The following is a 17,118-nucleotide window of genomic DNA, read 5'->3' on the forward strand; positions in this document are numbered from 1 at the left end:
TAATACATAAAGTTAAATAAAGTAAGTTTAAGAGCCTAATTGTATGAAAAAAACACGCAAGATTGCGTGTTTTGTTAATTATTGTAAATTGATTTTTTTGCAACAATTGGTGATTTTTTGTTTAATGACACATCAAATAAATAAGCTGGTGTTAATTCATTTATTAATTTTAAAGTGTCTTTAATATCAGTAATTTTTCCAGCAGCTGGCTTAATTGTATTATCAGTTAAAAGACTCAATCCTTCTTTTTTATCTAATACTTTAATATGTTCGCCCGCACCACGGTTTAAATAAATGATTGCTTTAACTTTATTGTTTTCAAATTTGTTTGTATTTAACTCAGAAAACGGCGTTGAATAAACATACACTGCATTATCATTTACATAAAGTAAAGGTTTTAGATCTGTAATAAATTCAACTTCATTTGTAAAGTTTTCTTTCCACATCATTGCGTGTGTTGTTTTACCTGTTCCAGCTGGTGCAACAAATAATAAAACGTCATCTTGATAGTTAATTGCAGTACCTGAAACAGCAACTAAACCACGACGTTGAGCTAGGTACATAAAAATCATTCCAGCATAAATATACTCAGCAACTGCGGCATCATTAAATGCATCCAAATCAATCCACAAGTTAATATTTCTTAAGTTTTCATCATATAACATGTATGCTTTATAACCTGAAACACTCTTTGAAAAAACAAAGAAGTTTTCTCCTTGGGGCGCTTCTAAAACATCATTAAAATGTACATTGATTGTATGGTCAATGTCATTTCCTTCATAAGCATATTTTTCAATGTTGTTTTTAAAGAATTTATCATATTGATAATTAAATTCAATTTTAATACCTGCAATTAAATATTTCTTCATATAAATACCCTATCACTTTCATCTTGATTATATCAAGATTTTTATGAAGTGTATATAAACTTATAAAGTATTTTCATAAAATGAAAAAAGCGACATTTCCTGTCGCTTTCGTTTTTAAACTTCTCTAAATTGATTAAATGCAATTTCAGTTGGAGTTCCTCTACCGAATAGATCAATTTCAACAATTAATTTTTCTTGATCAACATCAATAGAAATAACTTTACCAATTTGACCTTCGAACGGTCCTGACATAATTTGAACACTCTTACCTAATAGGTAATCGTATTTAGGTTTAGTAATAGCACCAATCTTTAATAGGATGGGTTTAATTTCTTCTTCTGGAAGTGGAACTGGTTTTGTACCACCACCTGAAGATCCTAAGAAACCAGTTACTCTTGGTGTGTTACGAACAACGAACCAGGAGTCATCAGTTACTAACATTTCTACAAATACATACCCAGGGAAGATTTGTCTAATTTTTTCTTTTTCTTTTCCGTCTTTTGTTTTTTCAATATATGGTTCTTCAGGAACAATAACTTGGAAGATATAATCTTGCATGCCCATTGATTCAACACGGCGTAGCAAGTCTTCTTTTACAGCATTTTCATAACCTGAATATGTTTGAATAACATACCAACGTCTTTTTGGTGCTTTTTCAGCCATTATAATACTACCTCAATAAGTTCTAAAATTCTAAGTGTAATCGCATCTACAGCTGCTACAAATAATGTAAATACTAACACGAAGATAATTACGCGTACTGCGTTGTCTGCGAAATCGCGGAAACCCGCCCATGAAATTTTTCTGAATTCTGGGAATGCAGGTAAAAAGAATGGATAGATAACTAAAGCAAGACCTAGTAATGCAATAATTAAAACTGTCCAAGCAAAAATCATATCATTAGGTGATCCACCTAATACTGGGAAATCAGCAGGAATGTGTAATCCTTGAACATTTCCAATAATCATAACAGCAATTGCAGCAGTGATTGTTGCAAGAATACCTAAGATTAAAGATTCGCCTTTATATTCTGTTTTTAAAATTTCAACCAGTTTATTTTTAGGTTGTTGTTCCTTTTTCTTAATTGCCATAATACTTTTCTCCTATTTGCTCTCTTTATGTAATGTATGCTTGCCACATTTTGGACAATGTTTATTTAGTTCTAAGCGTTCCTTTGAAATTTGCTTGTTCTTTGTTGTCGCATAATTTCTAGATAAACATTCGCTACATACTAAAATAATCTTTTCTCTCATTAAAAAACCACTCCTTTGTGGCCTGTGAATGTATTTTTATTTTACAACATTCTTACCACTTTAGTCAATGCTTAATAATTATAACATATAATTAGTGTTTCATTTTACACTTAATGCGATATATTGCATTTTTTACAGATTTTTCTGATATTTGCAACTGTTCAGCGATAGATTTTGTGATCATTTTATCCACAAAATACATTTGATAGATTTTTTCTTCTAATGGCGCTAGTTCTGGCGCTTCATTAAAATTATCAAAATCAGGGGTATACGTTTCTTCAATTAATTCAGAATTAGGGAAAAGTACATATTTTGCAGTCTTATCTTTTAATTGAACAAATCGTCTTGTTAATAAAAGTTCATAATATTTTGTAAATGTCTTATTTTGATTTTCATCAAACTTTTGAAGTGCTTGATAAAGTAAAATTACTGCTTCTTGATAAAAATCGTCTTGATCTTGCGTTTTAACAAAGAATTTATATATATTTTTCCAAATTAGTGGCCGATACTTTTCAATGATTCTTTCAAAAATCGCTTCATTCATACTTTCTTTATATAAATAAATTAATTCATAATCATTGATCATATCGTTCACCTACTAACTAAATTGTTTGGTATAGCATCAATGCTGTTGCTACAGAAACATTTAAGGAATTAACCTTACCAAACATCGGAATTGAAACAAGCATGTCGCAACCTTTTTTAATTAATGGTCTTAACCCTTCTGCTTCATTTCCCATAATAATTACTAGGGGTTTATCTTTTGGAATTTCAGTATAGCTATGTTTTGCTTCTCCAGCAGTCCCAATCGCTATAAATCCTTTTTCTTGCATCTTTAGGATGGTTTGATAAAGATTTGAAACTAAAATCATTTTCACATGTTCAATTGCTCCACTTGAGGTTTTCGCAACTGCACCTGTCAATTCGACTTGGTTACTCTTTGAAACTATCACACCATCGAATTTAGTTGCTTCAACACTTCTTAAAATCGCGCCTAAATTATGTGGGTCTTGAATTTCATCTAGCATTAAGAACTTTTGAACTTTAGATTCATCTAACGCTGATTCTAGTGAAACATATTCATATGGTTTAACATCTGCAACCACACCATTATGTACACCATTGTTTGTCAGATTATTTAATTCACCCTTATTAGTTTTAACGAATTTAACATTGTTTTGTTCTAAAAAGTTAATGAACTTTGTATCCGTTGATTTTTCATCAACATGCATTTTATAAATTGGTCTTTTATTTAATACTGCTTCTCTAATTACATTTTTTCCGTATATAATCATACTTTTACCTTCCTTTAAAAAAAGCGCGTTTAAAGCGCGCTTTTTACTTCATGTCTGAAATAACGTGAACTGTCTTTTTAGCAACGATCTTTAACCATCTCACTATATTGGTAATAATATACATCATTGGATATGAACTATATATCAATACAATTAATAATAAAATTTGACTGAGTGAAAGTGGATTTGTTCTTGTTACGTTTTGGATTGAGAAAATCGGTGTGTATTCAAGTGCTTCTGGTAATAATAATACAGCTAAAATCGCAGTAATTAATGTACCAAAGAACATGACGCTACGTTTTACATTAAGTGGTCTAGAAACAGTGAATAATACCATGAATGATGTTGCAGTTGCAGAAATACCAATTAAGGTAGAAATTGCAACCTCACCTTCAATCGTTGAAATATCCATGCCTAAAGGCATTGCTAAACCATAAATGATTAATGCATTAATTAAAACAACTAATGCGCCAGGTAATGCGTCCTTAATGATTTTCGCTAAGAACTTACCTGTAATTTTTTGGTTATTATATTCAAGTGCAAGTACGAATGATGGAATCGCAATAACTAAGAATTCCATAATTAGTAAATGTGATGGTTTTAATGGGTAGATTGAATCATGTCCCATTAATGCACGAATAATAACTGTGATACTTAATAAGATTGTTAATAGTGTTTTTGTAAGATATAGTTTTGAAACGCGTTGAATGTTATTAATAACTCTTCTACCCTCAGATACTACTTTAGGCATACTTGCAAAGTTCGAATCCATTAAAACTAAGTGTGAAACATTTCTTGCTGCTTCACTACCAGAAGCCATTGCAATTGATGTGTCTGCTTCTTTTAATGCTAAGATGTCATTTACACCATCACCTGTCATGGCAACTGTATGACCGTTGTTTTTCATAGACTCAATTAATAATTTCTTTTGTTGAGGACTTACACGACCAAAGACAGTGTATTTATTTGCCGCTCTTACAACATCTTTATCTGATAAACCTTCTAAAGAAATATAGTTCTCTGCATTTTCAATACCAGCTCGTTGGCTAATTCTTGATACAGTAATTGGGTTATCCCCAGAAATTACAACCACATTCACACCATTATCCTTAAAGTATTGGATGGTATCTGGTGCATCTGGTCTAATTGTATCTTCAATCATAATTAAAGCGATTGGCTTTAATTTACCTTCTAATTGATTGTTTTCAATTGGAGCATCTGTATGAGCAATAACTAACACACGATACCCTTCATTTGCTTGTTTTTCAACTTCTTTAGCAACTTGGTTATATTCGTGTTTTAATACAAATTCTGGTGCACCTAAAGCAAATGTTCCATACTTTTCGAATTCTACTGCTGAGTATTTTCTAGCTGATGAAAATGGAATTAACGCTTTATGACGAATACGTTTTTGATTACCGAATCTTTCATATAACGCTTCACTTGTTAAGTTTTGATCATTTTGAGCATTTAAAATTGCTGATACGAGTTGTTTTAAAGGTAATCCAGGAATACTTTCATATTCAATCACTGATTTAACTGTCATTGTACCGTCAGTAATGGTACCTGTTTTATCTAAACATAACGTATCAATTCTTGCTAACATTTCAATACAGTATAATTCTTGAACTAGGGTATTATTTTGACCTAGTCTAACAACCCCAACTGCTAAGGTGACTGTTGTTAATAAGAATAAACCTGAAGGAATCATACCTAACATCGCCCCAGCCGATTTAATAATATTGGTCGGAATATATGCTGGGTCATTCCATGCACCGGGTGCAAGTAAATATAGCGTAATACCTACTGGAACAATAATAAACCCGACAACTAAAATAATTGTCCCAAGTGATTTAAAGATATCGGATTTTGGTTTCTTATACTTTTTCGCTTGGCTTGTTAATTTTTCAATATAAATATCGCCGCCAATTGCGGTTGCTTGTGCATAACATGAACCTGAAATCACAAATGAACCAGAATATAATGTGTCTCCGGCTTTTTTAATGATTGGGTCGGATTCCCCAGTTAGTAAGGATTCATTTACTTCAATAGAACCTTCACGAACAACAGCATCGACAATAATTTGCTTACCACTTGTCAGTTTAATAATATCGTCAATCACTACTTCTGTTGTTGAAATTTCTTGTTCACTGCTGTCACGAATAACAATAGCGGTTGGTGCAGATAATAGTGATAATTTATCAATCATCTTCTTAGCATTAATCTCTTGAATAATACCGATGATTGTATTAATGGTAGCGATAAAGAATGAAGCAGTTTGTGTAATAGATGCTCCAGACCAAATCAGTAATCCACAAATGATAACGATTAATAAGTTAAAGAAAGTGAAAACATTGGTAAAGATAATCTTCCCAACAGTTTTTGTAGAACCTTTTTCTGAGATATTAGCCATACCAGCTAATTGACGTTGTTCAACATCATCTGAAGTTAACCCCTTTAATACTTCCGGGTTATAACGTTCAACGACAACATCATTCTTTGATTTGATTCTCGCAGGCGTTTTCGCCTCACTTAATTGTTTGTTTGTTTGAATTAATCCTAATGGATCTCCACTCATCGCCAGTGGCTCTTCAACAATAACAGTTTTAGGTCCTTTTTGTTTAGACTTCTTACCTTTATCTTGATTTGCCTCTTCCAGTAATGAGAGTAATTCATTTTGAGAATTCTTCGCCATAGTTACTCACCTAACCTTATATAATCAATTGCTTTTGCAATTAATTCCTTACATCTTTCCTCATTGTGGATACTTAAATATCCAATTAAACTTTCAAAGCCTGTAGCTTGTTGATAAGTTACAATATCGATATTCTTTCTGCCAAAATGTGCACCATTTCTCCCTTTTTTGAATGCGTCCATTTCGTCTTCTGTTAAGATGTTTTCTTTCAAGAAGTAATTAATTGCCTTCATTTGTGATGCATTTGAGGAAAATTTAACCTTTTGTTTATGTAATTGATCTATTTTTGTAATGCCTTGACTAAGTAGATAACGTCTCACTGCTAATTCATAATACGCATCACCTAAATAGGCTAACGATAAACCGTTCAAATTATATCCATCCTTTTTGACTTAAGTGTGCTCTTAATTCATCTGCAGTTTTAAAATCTTTATTTACTCTTGCTTCATTCCATGCTTTGTAAATATTGATATCCGCATCATGCACTTCATTGATATTTGGTTTAACCCCTAATACTTCCAAGATATCAATCATTGCCTTAAAATAACTGTAATTACCTGTTTTGTTTAATTGTTTATTAAGATTTTCTAGTTGTGTTATAACAAGTGGGGTATTAAAATCATCATCCATTAATGATTTAAATTCATTCATGGTTTCTTCATAAAATGCTAATGATTTATTTCCATTTACTTCAAATAAGAAATTCCACTTATTCAATGTATATGATATTTTATCATATGATTTTTGATATTGCTCAATTAACTCTTCGGTAAATGAAATTGGATTTCTATATCCATGAGCAAGTAATAATAAGCGATATGCACCAGCACTATATTTTGTTAAGAGTGATTGCACTTTAATATCATTACCAAGTGATTTACTCATCTTAACATTTGCTAAATCTAAGCGACCAACATGCATCCAGTATTTTGATAAATGATGATCATGATGTGCCATTGATTGGGCAATCTCATTTTCATGATGTGGAAATTTTAAATCAAATCCCCCTCCGTGAATATCTAATTCATCATCAAATATTTCAGATGTCATGACAACACACTCAGTATGCCATCCTGGACGTCCTTCTCCCCATGGAGAATCATACTTTATCCCAACTTCGGTAAACTTCCATAACGCAAAGTCAGCACTATCCTCTTTATCACTCTCTAATTCGACGCGAACACCTTTTCTAAGTTCATCAATTTTTTGATTTGAAAGGATGCCATAATCTTTAATTTTAGAAACTCTAAAATAAACACCACTGTTTGTTACATACGCAAAATCTTTTTTGACTAATTCATCAATAAACTTAATCATTTGATCAATATAATCTGTTGCGTATGGTACAACATCTGGAAGATTAGAACCCAAATTATTAACAACTTCTAAAAAACGATTTGCATATTTTTTGGCTAATTCTTCTTCGCTCATATCTAACTTCATTGCACGGTCAATAATTCTATCATCCACGTCGGTAATGTTTGAAGCATACTTCACTTCATATCCAAGATATGATAGGTATCTTTTGACCACATCAAAAAAGACAACCGGTCTACCGTTCCCAATATGAATATCATCGTAAACCGTTGGTCCACACACATACATATTCACTTTGTTTTTATGCTTTGGAATAAATTCTTCAATTTGTCTTGTAAGTGAGTTATATATTTTCAACATGATTGGATACCTCTTTTAAATATTATACTTTACAACGGCTATTTTTCAAAAAAATTCGGCTATTTTCCTTAAGGAAGACAGTATTTTCACCATTGCGAATGTATCTTGGCGACAATATGTAATGAGTGCATCTTTTTTTGCCACAAATTCTTTATTTTCCATGTACGGAAACATTGCGTAAGTAACCATTGCATCATTACCATTTTTAACATCTAATTCGTTATAATTCATGGATGGAACAAGAATTGGAAGGACTTTTTTAATGGAGAAACTGCCTTGCATTTTTTCGTGATAAAAGTTAACGCCTTCTTTTTTTTCAATTCCCCACTTCGGGTAAATTTCATGATAGTTTCCTTTAAAAACAGCCATTAAATCAAAGGTTCTTTCCACCATGTTTATTAGTTTTTCTTTGTATTCTGGGAAAAAATTCGCAAACTCTTTTAAGCGTGCTTTCTCAAAATTATCATTCCAAGCAATAATTGTTCCATCGTCTTTGATAAGTTTTAACATATACTCAACTAACGATTTTCTATGGTCTGTATGATCAGTCGCTAGATAATGGTAACTGTCCTTTATTAAGTGAACATCCTTGTTTTTTTCTTCAATATGTAAGTTAAACTGAAAGACAGATTGACTATATGGTTTTTCACCTTTAAAACGTGGTAAAGGGCATGGAAATGACTCGAAATCCAAATGATATAGCGGGTATGGTAATTTCGATAAAATTTCATTAATTCTAGCATAATTAATATATGGTTTATGGGTTTTAACAGCATTATATTGAATTCTGTTTATTGGCCTATCTAACCAATGATAAGGAATATCTAGTACACTTAATTTATTTTCTCTTAATAAATCTGCTACAAAGTGTTTATTACCTTTTTCATCTTTAAAACCAAAATGTCCATATAAGTATGTAAAAATCGAATTTTCCTTAGGAATCTTTTCATAACAAATATCATGGAACATACATTTATGTTTACCTTTTCTCGGACATAAATCATTTAAACTATCATCATAGTAATTTGTATCTAATCGATTAATCACTATCTTTAAATCTTCTTTAAACTTTTTTAAGGCTATTTCGGTAAGGTCTGTTACATCAACAAGTGTAATAATAAAATTCTTATCAATATCTTTTAAATAATTTGGTTCTTTATTTTCATATACGCCATCAAATTCGTATGTATGGTTTAAAACTGAAAGTAGATATCTTACATTTTTATGATTCAGTTGTTTACTATTTTCAATCACAAATCTTTGATAAGTTAAATCATAAATATAGCTTCCTAATTCATGATTTCGATCAATGATTCTTTCAATCACCTCTTTATAATTTCCACCAATTGGTAATCCTAAACTTTCTCTAGTTCTTAATATACCACTTTGATCAGGCTGAAATATCGCATATTTTTCCTTATCAATGCTGAATTTTTGTTTAAAAAAGGTATTTGATGTGATTGCTTTTGATTCAATAATATTTACGGTATCCCCTAAATCTTGATATCCATCTAAAAAACAATAAAAATAATAACCATCAACTTCTGTTTCAAAGCGTTTTTGTTCTTTTGTTTCAAAACTGAAAATAACATCATGATTAAATTTATGTTTTGCATAAATAGAACTTAACTCTTCAATTTTTCTATAATATGGCATCATGATTTCATGAGAAGGATCAACGCTTTCAATTTTATCAATAATTTCATCTTCATCAGAAACTTCAAACATCTCGTTTATAAGTTCTTGCTTTCTAAATAGGTTTTCTTCATCTAATAAGTCGGATAAATCATCTTTAAATGAAACAGTTGCATCATTTTTCTTTTTATATAATTCAAAAAGCGGAAAAAAACGAGGACAATTAAGTCCCGCCATAAAACGAGTCTTTGATATTTTATTAAAGAAAGCCATGTTTTCACCTCAAGTTAATTATACATGAAAAAAAAGATGCAGTATAACTGCATCAATTTAATTATTTATTATAGTTAGTTAACACGAATTCTGAATCGATGAAATCAGCAATTGCATTCACTAATTCATAATCTGATAATGAAACTGCATTACCATCAACTGTAGCAACTGCGCCAGCTAATCTCTTCACATTTTGGAACTTGTTCCATGAACCAGAACCTTGATAACCATAGATATCAACAACAGCTTTAGTTTGTGTTCCATTTTCTGTTGTGATTGTAATTGTACCACTTGTGATTAGTTTAGATGAGGCTTTAGTTGCATATGGTGTAACAAATGATGCGTAGATAGCCGCTAATTCATGTGATGCTTGAACGTTGATTTGTCCACCGAAGAATGCGTTAGACATATTTGATTTATGTAAGTTTCCTGCGATACCTCCTACATAAATTACATCTAATTTTTCAGTTTCTGTATCTACATGTTTTGTATGTATTACATTGATTGTTGCGTTTGAAACAAAATCAGATGAACTACGGTCACTTCTGTTTGCACCAAAGATACCGCCAACATAAACTTGACCTGAACCATTACCCTTCTTATCTTGAGCAATTGTTACATTGACTTCTGTATCAAAAATTGCGATATTCTTCATACCGAAGCCCTTATCTTGTTCCATAAGACCTACAACGCCGCCTACATAAGTACCTGCTGTTGAAATATCCGTACCTGCATAAACACCGTTAACGCCGCCTTGTGAAACTTCAATTTTAGAATCAACAACTGTTACGTTTGAGATTTTACCTTGGATTGAACCACCAACTAAACCTACATATAAGTTACGGTTTGTAGTTGATTGATTAATGTTGTGTCTAACTTTAATTGTTGAGTTAGAAACTGTTACGTTATCTAATTCAAATTCATTGTTTGAAACTTTAGAAACGACAACTGCAACATAATGAATACCTGTGTAAGGTTTAGCATCGTTATCAATTGTTACATTATCAAATGTAACGTTTTTAATCTTTGATTTTGAAGCATAACCAAATACTGATAAGTATGATTTGTACACATCGTTTTCTGCTGAAATCTTAATATTTTTAATTGTCTTTCCATTTCCATCAAATGTTCCTGCAAATGGCGTACCTGATGTAAATAATGGTTCAAATGACTCATTTTCAAAATCTAAATCATTATCTAAGCGATAATGTTTTTTCGCTTGCATATTTAAGAAATCCGAAGTTGATTTAATTAATAATGGATCTTCTTCAACATCACCTTGAGCTAATGTCTTGAAGGCATTAGTAACTTTAGCAAGTTGGAATTCTTTGTCATCCTTACTACCTGTAACAATTACAGTGTAATTCATTGTTCTTTCTAAGTTTTCAAAATCAAAGTTCTTAATTTGGTTTTTATTAATAGTTTGATCTTCTAATACTGTTTCTTTACCTTTTTCGTCAACAATTTTAATGTCAAATAAGCGATTGTCTAATTCTCCATCTGGGTCTTTGACCTCAACACGGAAAGATGCTTTTTGACTTGAAACGATATAGTTTGAAAGTGTTGCTCTTGCATTTGACTTTGTTCCTTTAGCACATGCTGCAAGCACTAAGATAACTGCAATTGTAAAAATCGATAGTAATTTTTTCATAAAGTGACCCCTTTTATCACGTTGATTGTTTGGCTAATTCTTTGAGCAACTTTATCCTTACCTAATAAAATTAAAGATACTGGTAAACTTGGCCCGTGTGCTTCGCCTGTTGTTGAAATACGTAGAGGCATGAATAAAGTCTTACCTTTAACCCCTGATTCTGCCCCAACTGATTTAATTAATACTTCTAATGCTGTTGCATCTGTAAATTCGCTTTGGTTAACAGCATCTTTGAATGCTTCTAACACTTTTAACACATCTTCTTTAGCAAATTGATTTAATTCATTCAATACTTCATCTGTAATTTTGAAATCATCATGGAAGAATTCATTGTAATATTTAACAATTTCTTTACCATATGAGATTCTATCTTTAAAGATTGAAAGTAAGTTTTCTAACCAAAGTTCATTTGGAATTTCAATACCAGCTTCTTTTAAGAAAGGAACGCATAGTTTCTTTAATCCTTCCATATCTAATTGCTTAATATATTTTGAATTGATAAACGCAAGTTTAGCTTTGTCAAAATATGATGGGGCAGCTGATAATTTATGTTCATCAAACAATGAAACTAATTCATTATGACTTAAGATTTCTTTATCACCTGTTGGTGACCATCCTAAAAGTGATAGGAAATTTAACATTGCTTCTGGTAAATATCCCATTTTTTCATAATCACTGATAAATTGGATTGTATTGACATCACGTTTAGATAATTTTTTCTTATTTTCATTAACAATGATTGTCATATGTCCAAATGTTGGAACTTCCCAACCAAATGCTTCATAAACCATGATTTGTTTAGGAGTGTTTGTAATATGTTCTTCTCCTCTAAATACATGTGAAATTTCCATGAAGTGGTCATCAATAACAACCGCAAAATTGTATGTAGGAATTCCATTATCTTTAACGATAATCCAGTCTTCTACTTCTTTAGATTCAAAGACTAAGCTTCCGCGGATAACATCATCAAATGTGTATGTTTTGCCTGCAGGCACTTTAAAACGGATCGCATATCTATCTGACCCCTCTTTATAGTCTTTATATGCTAATCCTCTTTCTAAAAGTTCATCTGCATATTTTTTGTAAAGATCTAAACGCTTTAATTGATGGTATGGACCATATGGACCGCCTTTATCTGGACCTTCATCCCAAGTCATACCTAACCATTTTAAGTAATTTAATTGTGATTCTTCTCCACCTGCCACGTTTCTTGCCACATCGGTATCTTCGATACGAATAATAAATTCTCCGCCATGGTGACGTGCAAATAAGTAATTAAATAATGCTGTTCTTGCATTCCCGATATGTAGTAATCCGGTTGGTGATGGAGCATATCTAGCTCTAATTTTCTTCATCATAATCCTCTTTTCGCACCTATAATTATAATTTATTTATACTAAATAAACAAGTTTATTTTTCCTGAATACTCATTAAGTAACGCTTTACTTCCCTAGGATGGTTAAAAGTTGTTACTTTTACTCCATAATTTTCTCGGATTTTTCTTAGGAATACTTTTTGTCTTTTTTGTTCTTCCTTTATAAAAAATCCACCAAATGAATTTAACATCTAATTTTTCATGACAATTTTTTTGTGCAGAAGGGAGTGCCTTTTGATGATATTTAATACGCCTTTTAATTATACGAAAAAGACATAAAAATCGATTCATTTCAAATATAAATATTTGATTGGCATCATGCAGACGCTTTTCTATATGAAATTTTGTGTAATTACCATCCATAATCCAACAACGTTTTTCTAACACTTGACTAACTTTGTTCGAAATCACTAAAAAATCATTTTCAACCCAATTATCCTTAAAGTAAATTTAATCCAAATGTGTGACATCTATATTATAAATTGTACTTAGCTCTTGAGCAAATGTGGATTTTCCCGATCCGCTAAAACCCATGATGAGAATTTTCATTTTTATTCACCTTTAGAAAGAAAAAAGAAGCCATTGAAGACTTCTTTTAAAAACATTATCTCTTTGAGAATTGTGAAGCACGACGTGCTTTTTTAAGACCGTATTTTTTACGTTCCTTAGCTCTTGGGTCACGAGTTACTAAACCAGCAGGTTTTAATGTCTTACGTAAGTCAGCATCAACTTCCATTAATGCTCTAGTGATACCTAAACGGATTGCACCAGCTTGACCAGTAATACCACCACCATTTACGTTAGCGTAAATGTTGAATTTAGTTTCGTTAGCAGTTAATGCTAAAGGTTGTAAAACGTCTAAACGTGTAGCTGCTGAAGGAATATAATCTTCGAACGCTCTACCGTTGATAATGATTTCACCAGTACCTGGAGTTAAGATAACACGAGCAACAGATGATTTTCTGCGTCCTGTACCAAAGTATTGAACTAATTCTTTTGCCATGTTATTACACCTCTAAACTTTCTGGTTGTTGAGCTTGATGTTTATGATCTGGACCAGCATAAACAAATAATTTTCTAAGCATATCAGCACCTAAAGTTGTATGAGGCATCATACCTTTAACTGCTTTTTCAACTAATGAAGTTGGTAACTTAGCTAATTGGTCTTGAGCTGCTGTAGCTGTTAAACCACCGTTGTATCCTGAGTGTTTGTAATACATTTTATCTGTCCATTTTTTACCAGTTAATACAACTTTTTCTGCATTGATAACAATCACATAATCACCAGTGTCTACATGTGGAGTGTAGCTTGGTTTGTGTTTGCCACGTAAAATTGTTGCAACTTTAGTTGCTAAACGACCTAAAGTTTGACCTTCAGCGTCGACTACATACCACTTGCGAGTGATTGTAGATTCATTTGCCATAAATGTTTTCATATTTTCTAACTTTCTCCTTATATAATTAATAATTATTAAGGGCAATGTGGAATTTATAAGGTTGAAACGTACCGTCCAATATCTTATAATAATACTTATTATTTGTCAAGAGAAATTCACGCAAATATGATAAAATTATTAAAAAGTTAGGAATTGATTGAAAAACTATATTTTTTTCACATTCTATAACGACTTTTATTACATAAAGGAGGAGAAAATGAGAGTTCTAAATACAATTATTAAGACAAATAAGGTAACCATCGTGAATAATAATTTAAATGGTAATTTCCAGTTATTTCCAGTCTTCACAAAACAAATTGTTAAGTTAGAGGATTCTGTATATGAAATTACATTAAACTTCTCAGTTGAACACTCAATTGAAAAGCCGTTTCCACTCAATATGCAGGCATCTATGTCAGGTATCTTTTCTTTTGAAAAGGGAACACCTGAAAGCGAGATGGAAAACTTTATGAATTTACCTGCCATTCAAATTGTTTTTCCTCATTTAAGATCACTTGTATCTTCTGTAACAGCAAGTTGTTATGTACAACCATTACTTCTACCACTTGTTGACCCAAGATTATTTATCAATGTTTAGTTAAAAAATGATTCCTTTGTGGAATCATTTTTTTATACTGTTGGTGTATAACCTGCTGCTTTAATTGCACCCATTGCTTTATCTTGATCTTTATCTTTGATATCAACCGTTTTTTCTTCTAAACTAATTTTTGACTGAACACCGTTCATGATTAGTTCTTTTTCAATTTTTGCAACGCAATGTTTGCAGCTCATATCATTTACTTTGATTTTCATTTTTAAGACTCCTTTGTTGTTTTAAACTTGAATAACTTTAAACTTAATGCATTTAATACTACCATTATACTACTAAATCCCATACCAATACCTGCTAAAGATGGATTTAAAAATCCAAGTGCTGCAAGTGGTATCATACAAATATTATAGATGAATGCCCAGAAGAAATTCACATAGATATTTTTTAATGTTGCAAGTGATAGATCAATTGCATCTAATACCAATGACAAATCTTGATGCATTAATGTCACGTCTGATGAATTAATCGCAATATCACTACCATTTGAAACGGCAATACCAACGTCAGCCATCTTTAATGCCGGTGCATCATTAATACCATCACCAACAAAAGCACAAACGTACCCCTCATTTTGTATAGTTTCAACAATTTGGGCTTTTTCTTGTGGCAGAACAGATGCATAAACATCATCAATACCTACTAATTGTGCGATATATCTAGCTGTTTTTTCTTCATCACCTGTAATCATAAATGGTTTAATACCACGGGATTTAAGTGTTTGGATCAATTCTTTTACACCATCTTTAATTTCATCAGCAATTGTTATCATATTAATAACTTCGTTATTTTTAATCGTGTAAAAGACTGTTTTTCCTTCATTTAAATACTTTTCACCATCATATGGTATTTCTACCTTAAGTTCGTTTGCTAACTTCTTAGAACCCACATAAATTGCATCTTGGTTAATTTTACCTTTAAGTCCTAGACCAACTAAGACCTCAAAATCAGTAACTTCTAATAAAGTTCCATCGTATGCAAATTTAATCGCATCAGCAATTGGGTGATTTGAATGTGCTTCGATTGAAGCAGTTAATTGTAGTGTTTCTTTATCACCAATAAAATCTATTAATTCTGGTTTTCCTTTTGTAAGGGTTCCAGTCTTATCAAAAGCTATTGCGTTTATTTTATTCGCAATTTCAAAGAATTCTCCACCTTTATACATAATGCCTTGCTTAAATGCCATACCAGACGCCACTGAGATACTTGTGGGTGTTGCTAACCCTAAAGCACATGGACATGAAATAACTAAAACGGCAATAGCAGGTGAGAAGCTTTCTGTTAAACTGTGATTTGTTAGTAAATAAATTACAAATACAATCAGACTAATGCCAACAACTGCAGGAACGAAAATACTTGCTATTTTATCTGCAATTCTTTGCGCCTTTGGTTTAATTAATGCTGTATTTTCTACAGTTTCAATAATTTTAGCTAAAACTGAATTTGAAGCATCTTCTGTAACTTTAACTTCAATTGTTTCATAAATATTCATTGTTGAACCAATAACTTTTGAACCTACCTCTTTACTTGCAGGCATTGATTCTCCCGTAATCATTGCTTCATCCACGTATGTTTTACCTTTAACAACAATACCATCAACAGGTATTTTTTCATTTGCTAATACTAAAACCACATCATCAACTTTAACATCATCTATTTTTTTACTAATAAATGTTCCATTAACCTTTACTTTAGCCTCTTTTGCCCCTAAACTTACTAATTGTTGTAAGGCATCAGAGGTTTTCTCTTTGACTCTGTTTTCAAAGAAATTACCAATTAACACCATTAAAATAATAACCGCCGTAGTTTCAAAATACAATGTGTTGTGATGCATGTTCATTGTTCTAAAGGTTTCAACTATACTATAAATATATGCTGATACAGTACCGATGACAACAAGCGCATCCATACCTAAATTTTTATATTTTATTTGGTTAAATGTTTGAATAAAGAATCTTCTTCCTGGTATAAATAGCACAATTGATGCTAAAGCCCATTGGAAAAAGGCATTCATGAATAAATCCGGTACGGGAATGAAACTCATTCCTAAATGATTAAACATCGTGTATAAAAGCGGTAATGAGAAAACAATTGCAATCATTAAATCAATAAAATCTTTTCTTTTTGCTTTAATTTGCTGTTCATTATCAATTGTTGGATAGTATCCTATCTTAAGTAGGTTATCTGTAATGTCATCTAATGTGAGGTCTTTTTCATTGTAGTTGAAAATTACTTTTTTACTAGTGACTAATACCTTTGCCTCAATATTGAGTTTAGAAAAATGTGATTCAATTGTCTTCGCACATTGAACACATGTAATGTTATTTACTTTAATTGTTTTTCTCATAT

General features: G+C 31.5%; 17 protein-coding genes. 1 reads left to right on the forward strand and 16 read right to left on the reverse strand.

The annotated features are described in order from the left end of the window. Positions 1-74: 74 nt before the first annotated feature. The 14 genes from EXC59_RS04665 to rplM all read right to left on the reverse strand — a co-directional run bounded on the left by EXC59_RS04665 (position 75) and on the right by rplM (position 14,159). Positions 75-869, reverse strand: a complete 795-nt coding sequence (locus tag EXC59_RS04665; protein ID WP_035368567.1) for a hypothetical protein — start codon at positions 867-869, stop codon at positions 75-77. A 114-nt stretch (positions 870-983) separates the two neighbouring features. Further along, positions 984-1,532, reverse strand: coding sequence for a transcription termination/antitermination protein NusG (gene nusG / locus EXC59_RS04670; RefSeq protein WP_035368568.1), 549 nt, complete (start codon positions 1,530-1,532; stop codon positions 984-986). Then, positions 1,532-1,960 (reverse strand): preprotein translocase subunit SecE, encoded by a 429-nt coding sequence (locus tag EXC59_RS04675; protein ID WP_035368569.1) that lies wholly within the window; start codon positions 1,958-1,960, stop codon positions 1,532-1,534. Before EXC59_RS04675 ends, nusG begins: the two co-directional genes overlap by 1 nt. Before the next feature lie 12 nt (positions 1,961-1,972). Next, a complete protein-coding gene (rpmG, locus tag EXC59_RS04680; protein ID WP_084145100.1) occupies positions 1,973-2,122 on the reverse strand; it encodes a 50S ribosomal protein L33 in 150 nt (49 codons plus the stop codon). Positions 2,123-2,213: 91 nt separating this feature from the next. Further along, positions 2,214-2,708, reverse strand: coding sequence for a sigma-70 family RNA polymerase sigma factor (locus EXC59_RS04685; RefSeq protein WP_035368570.1), 495 nt, complete (start codon positions 2,706-2,708; stop codon positions 2,214-2,216). A gap of 16 nt (positions 2,709-2,724) precedes the next feature. Further along, positions 2,725-3,417 carry a 23S rRNA (guanosine(2251)-2'-O)-methyltransferase RlmB gene (gene rlmB / locus EXC59_RS04690; protein WP_035368571.1) on the reverse strand — a complete coding sequence of 231 codons (693 nt, stop codon included), beginning with the start codon at positions 3,415-3,417 and terminating at the stop codon, positions 2,725-2,727. 43 nt (positions 3,418-3,460) lie between these two features. Beyond that, positions 3,461-6,112, reverse strand: coding sequence for an HAD-IC family P-type ATPase (locus tag EXC59_RS04695; RefSeq protein ID WP_051658955.1), 2,652 nt, complete (start codon positions 6,110-6,112; stop codon positions 3,461-3,463). A gap of 2 nt (positions 6,113-6,114) precedes the next feature. Next, complete coding sequence (locus EXC59_RS04700) at positions 6,115-6,483, reverse strand: Mini-ribonuclease 3 (RefSeq protein ID WP_035368572.1); 369 nt, start codon at positions 6,481-6,483, stop codon at positions 6,115-6,117. Between the two features lies 1 nt (position 6,484). Continuing rightward, complete coding sequence (cysS, locus tag EXC59_RS04705) at positions 6,485-7,789, reverse strand: cysteine--tRNA ligase (protein ID WP_035368573.1); 1,305 nt, start codon at positions 7,787-7,789, stop codon at positions 6,485-6,487. Between the two features lie 45 nt (positions 7,790-7,834). Continuing rightward, positions 7,835-9,661, reverse strand: coding sequence for a DUF2779 domain-containing protein (locus EXC59_RS04710; RefSeq protein ID WP_162849174.1), 1,827 nt, complete (start codon positions 9,659-9,661; stop codon positions 7,835-7,837). Positions 9,662-9,758: 97 nt separating this feature from the next. Further along, on the reverse strand, positions 9,759-11,348 hold the full coding sequence (locus EXC59_RS04715; RefSeq protein ID WP_035368574.1) for a hypothetical protein: 1,590 nt from the start codon (positions 11,346-11,348) through the stop codon (positions 9,759-9,761). Further along, the gene (gene gltX, locus EXC59_RS04720; RefSeq protein WP_162163922.1) at positions 11,345-12,706 is read right to left on the reverse strand and encodes a glutamate--tRNA ligase; all 1,362 of its coding nucleotides are present in this window, start codon (positions 12,704-12,706) and stop codon (positions 11,345-11,347) included. Before gltX ends, EXC59_RS04715 begins: the two co-directional genes overlap by 4 nt. Positions 12,707-13,327: 621 nt before the next feature. Further along, a complete protein-coding gene (gene rpsI, locus EXC59_RS04725) occupies positions 13,328-13,726 on the reverse strand; it encodes a 30S ribosomal protein S9 (protein WP_035368575.1) in 399 nt (132 codons plus the stop codon). Between the two features lie 4 nt (positions 13,727-13,730). Then, entirely contained in the window at positions 13,731-14,159 is a 429-nt protein-coding gene (rplM, locus tag EXC59_RS04730; protein WP_035368576.1) for a 50S ribosomal protein L13, read from the reverse strand. 217 nt (positions 14,160-14,376) lie between these two features. On the opposite strand from rplM, the gene EXC59_RS04735 reads away from it, so the two are divergent. Further along, the gene (locus EXC59_RS04735) at positions 14,377-14,757 is read left to right on the forward strand and encodes a protein-export chaperone SecB (protein WP_035368577.1); all 381 of its coding nucleotides are present in this window, start codon (positions 14,377-14,379) and stop codon (positions 14,755-14,757) included. 32 nt (positions 14,758-14,789) lie between these two features. On the opposite strand, the gene EXC59_RS04740 is transcribed toward EXC59_RS04735, so the two are convergent. Further along, the gene (locus EXC59_RS04740; RefSeq protein ID WP_035368578.1) at positions 14,790-14,972 is read right to left on the reverse strand and encodes a heavy-metal-associated domain-containing protein; all 183 of its coding nucleotides are present in this window, start codon (positions 14,970-14,972) and stop codon (positions 14,790-14,792) included. Between the two features lie 2 nt (positions 14,973-14,974). Next, positions 14,975-17,116 (reverse strand): heavy metal translocating P-type ATPase, encoded by a 2,142-nt coding sequence (locus EXC59_RS04745; protein ID WP_051658959.1) that lies wholly within the window; start codon positions 17,114-17,116, stop codon positions 14,975-14,977. Positions 17,117-17,118: the final 2 nt, after the last annotated feature.

The sequence above is a fragment of the Acholeplasma hippikon genome, from assembly GCF_900660755.1.
In the GTDB taxonomy this organism is placed as follows: Bacteria; Bacillota_I; Bacilli_A; order Acholeplasmatales; family Acholeplasmataceae; genus Acholeplasma; species Acholeplasma hippikon.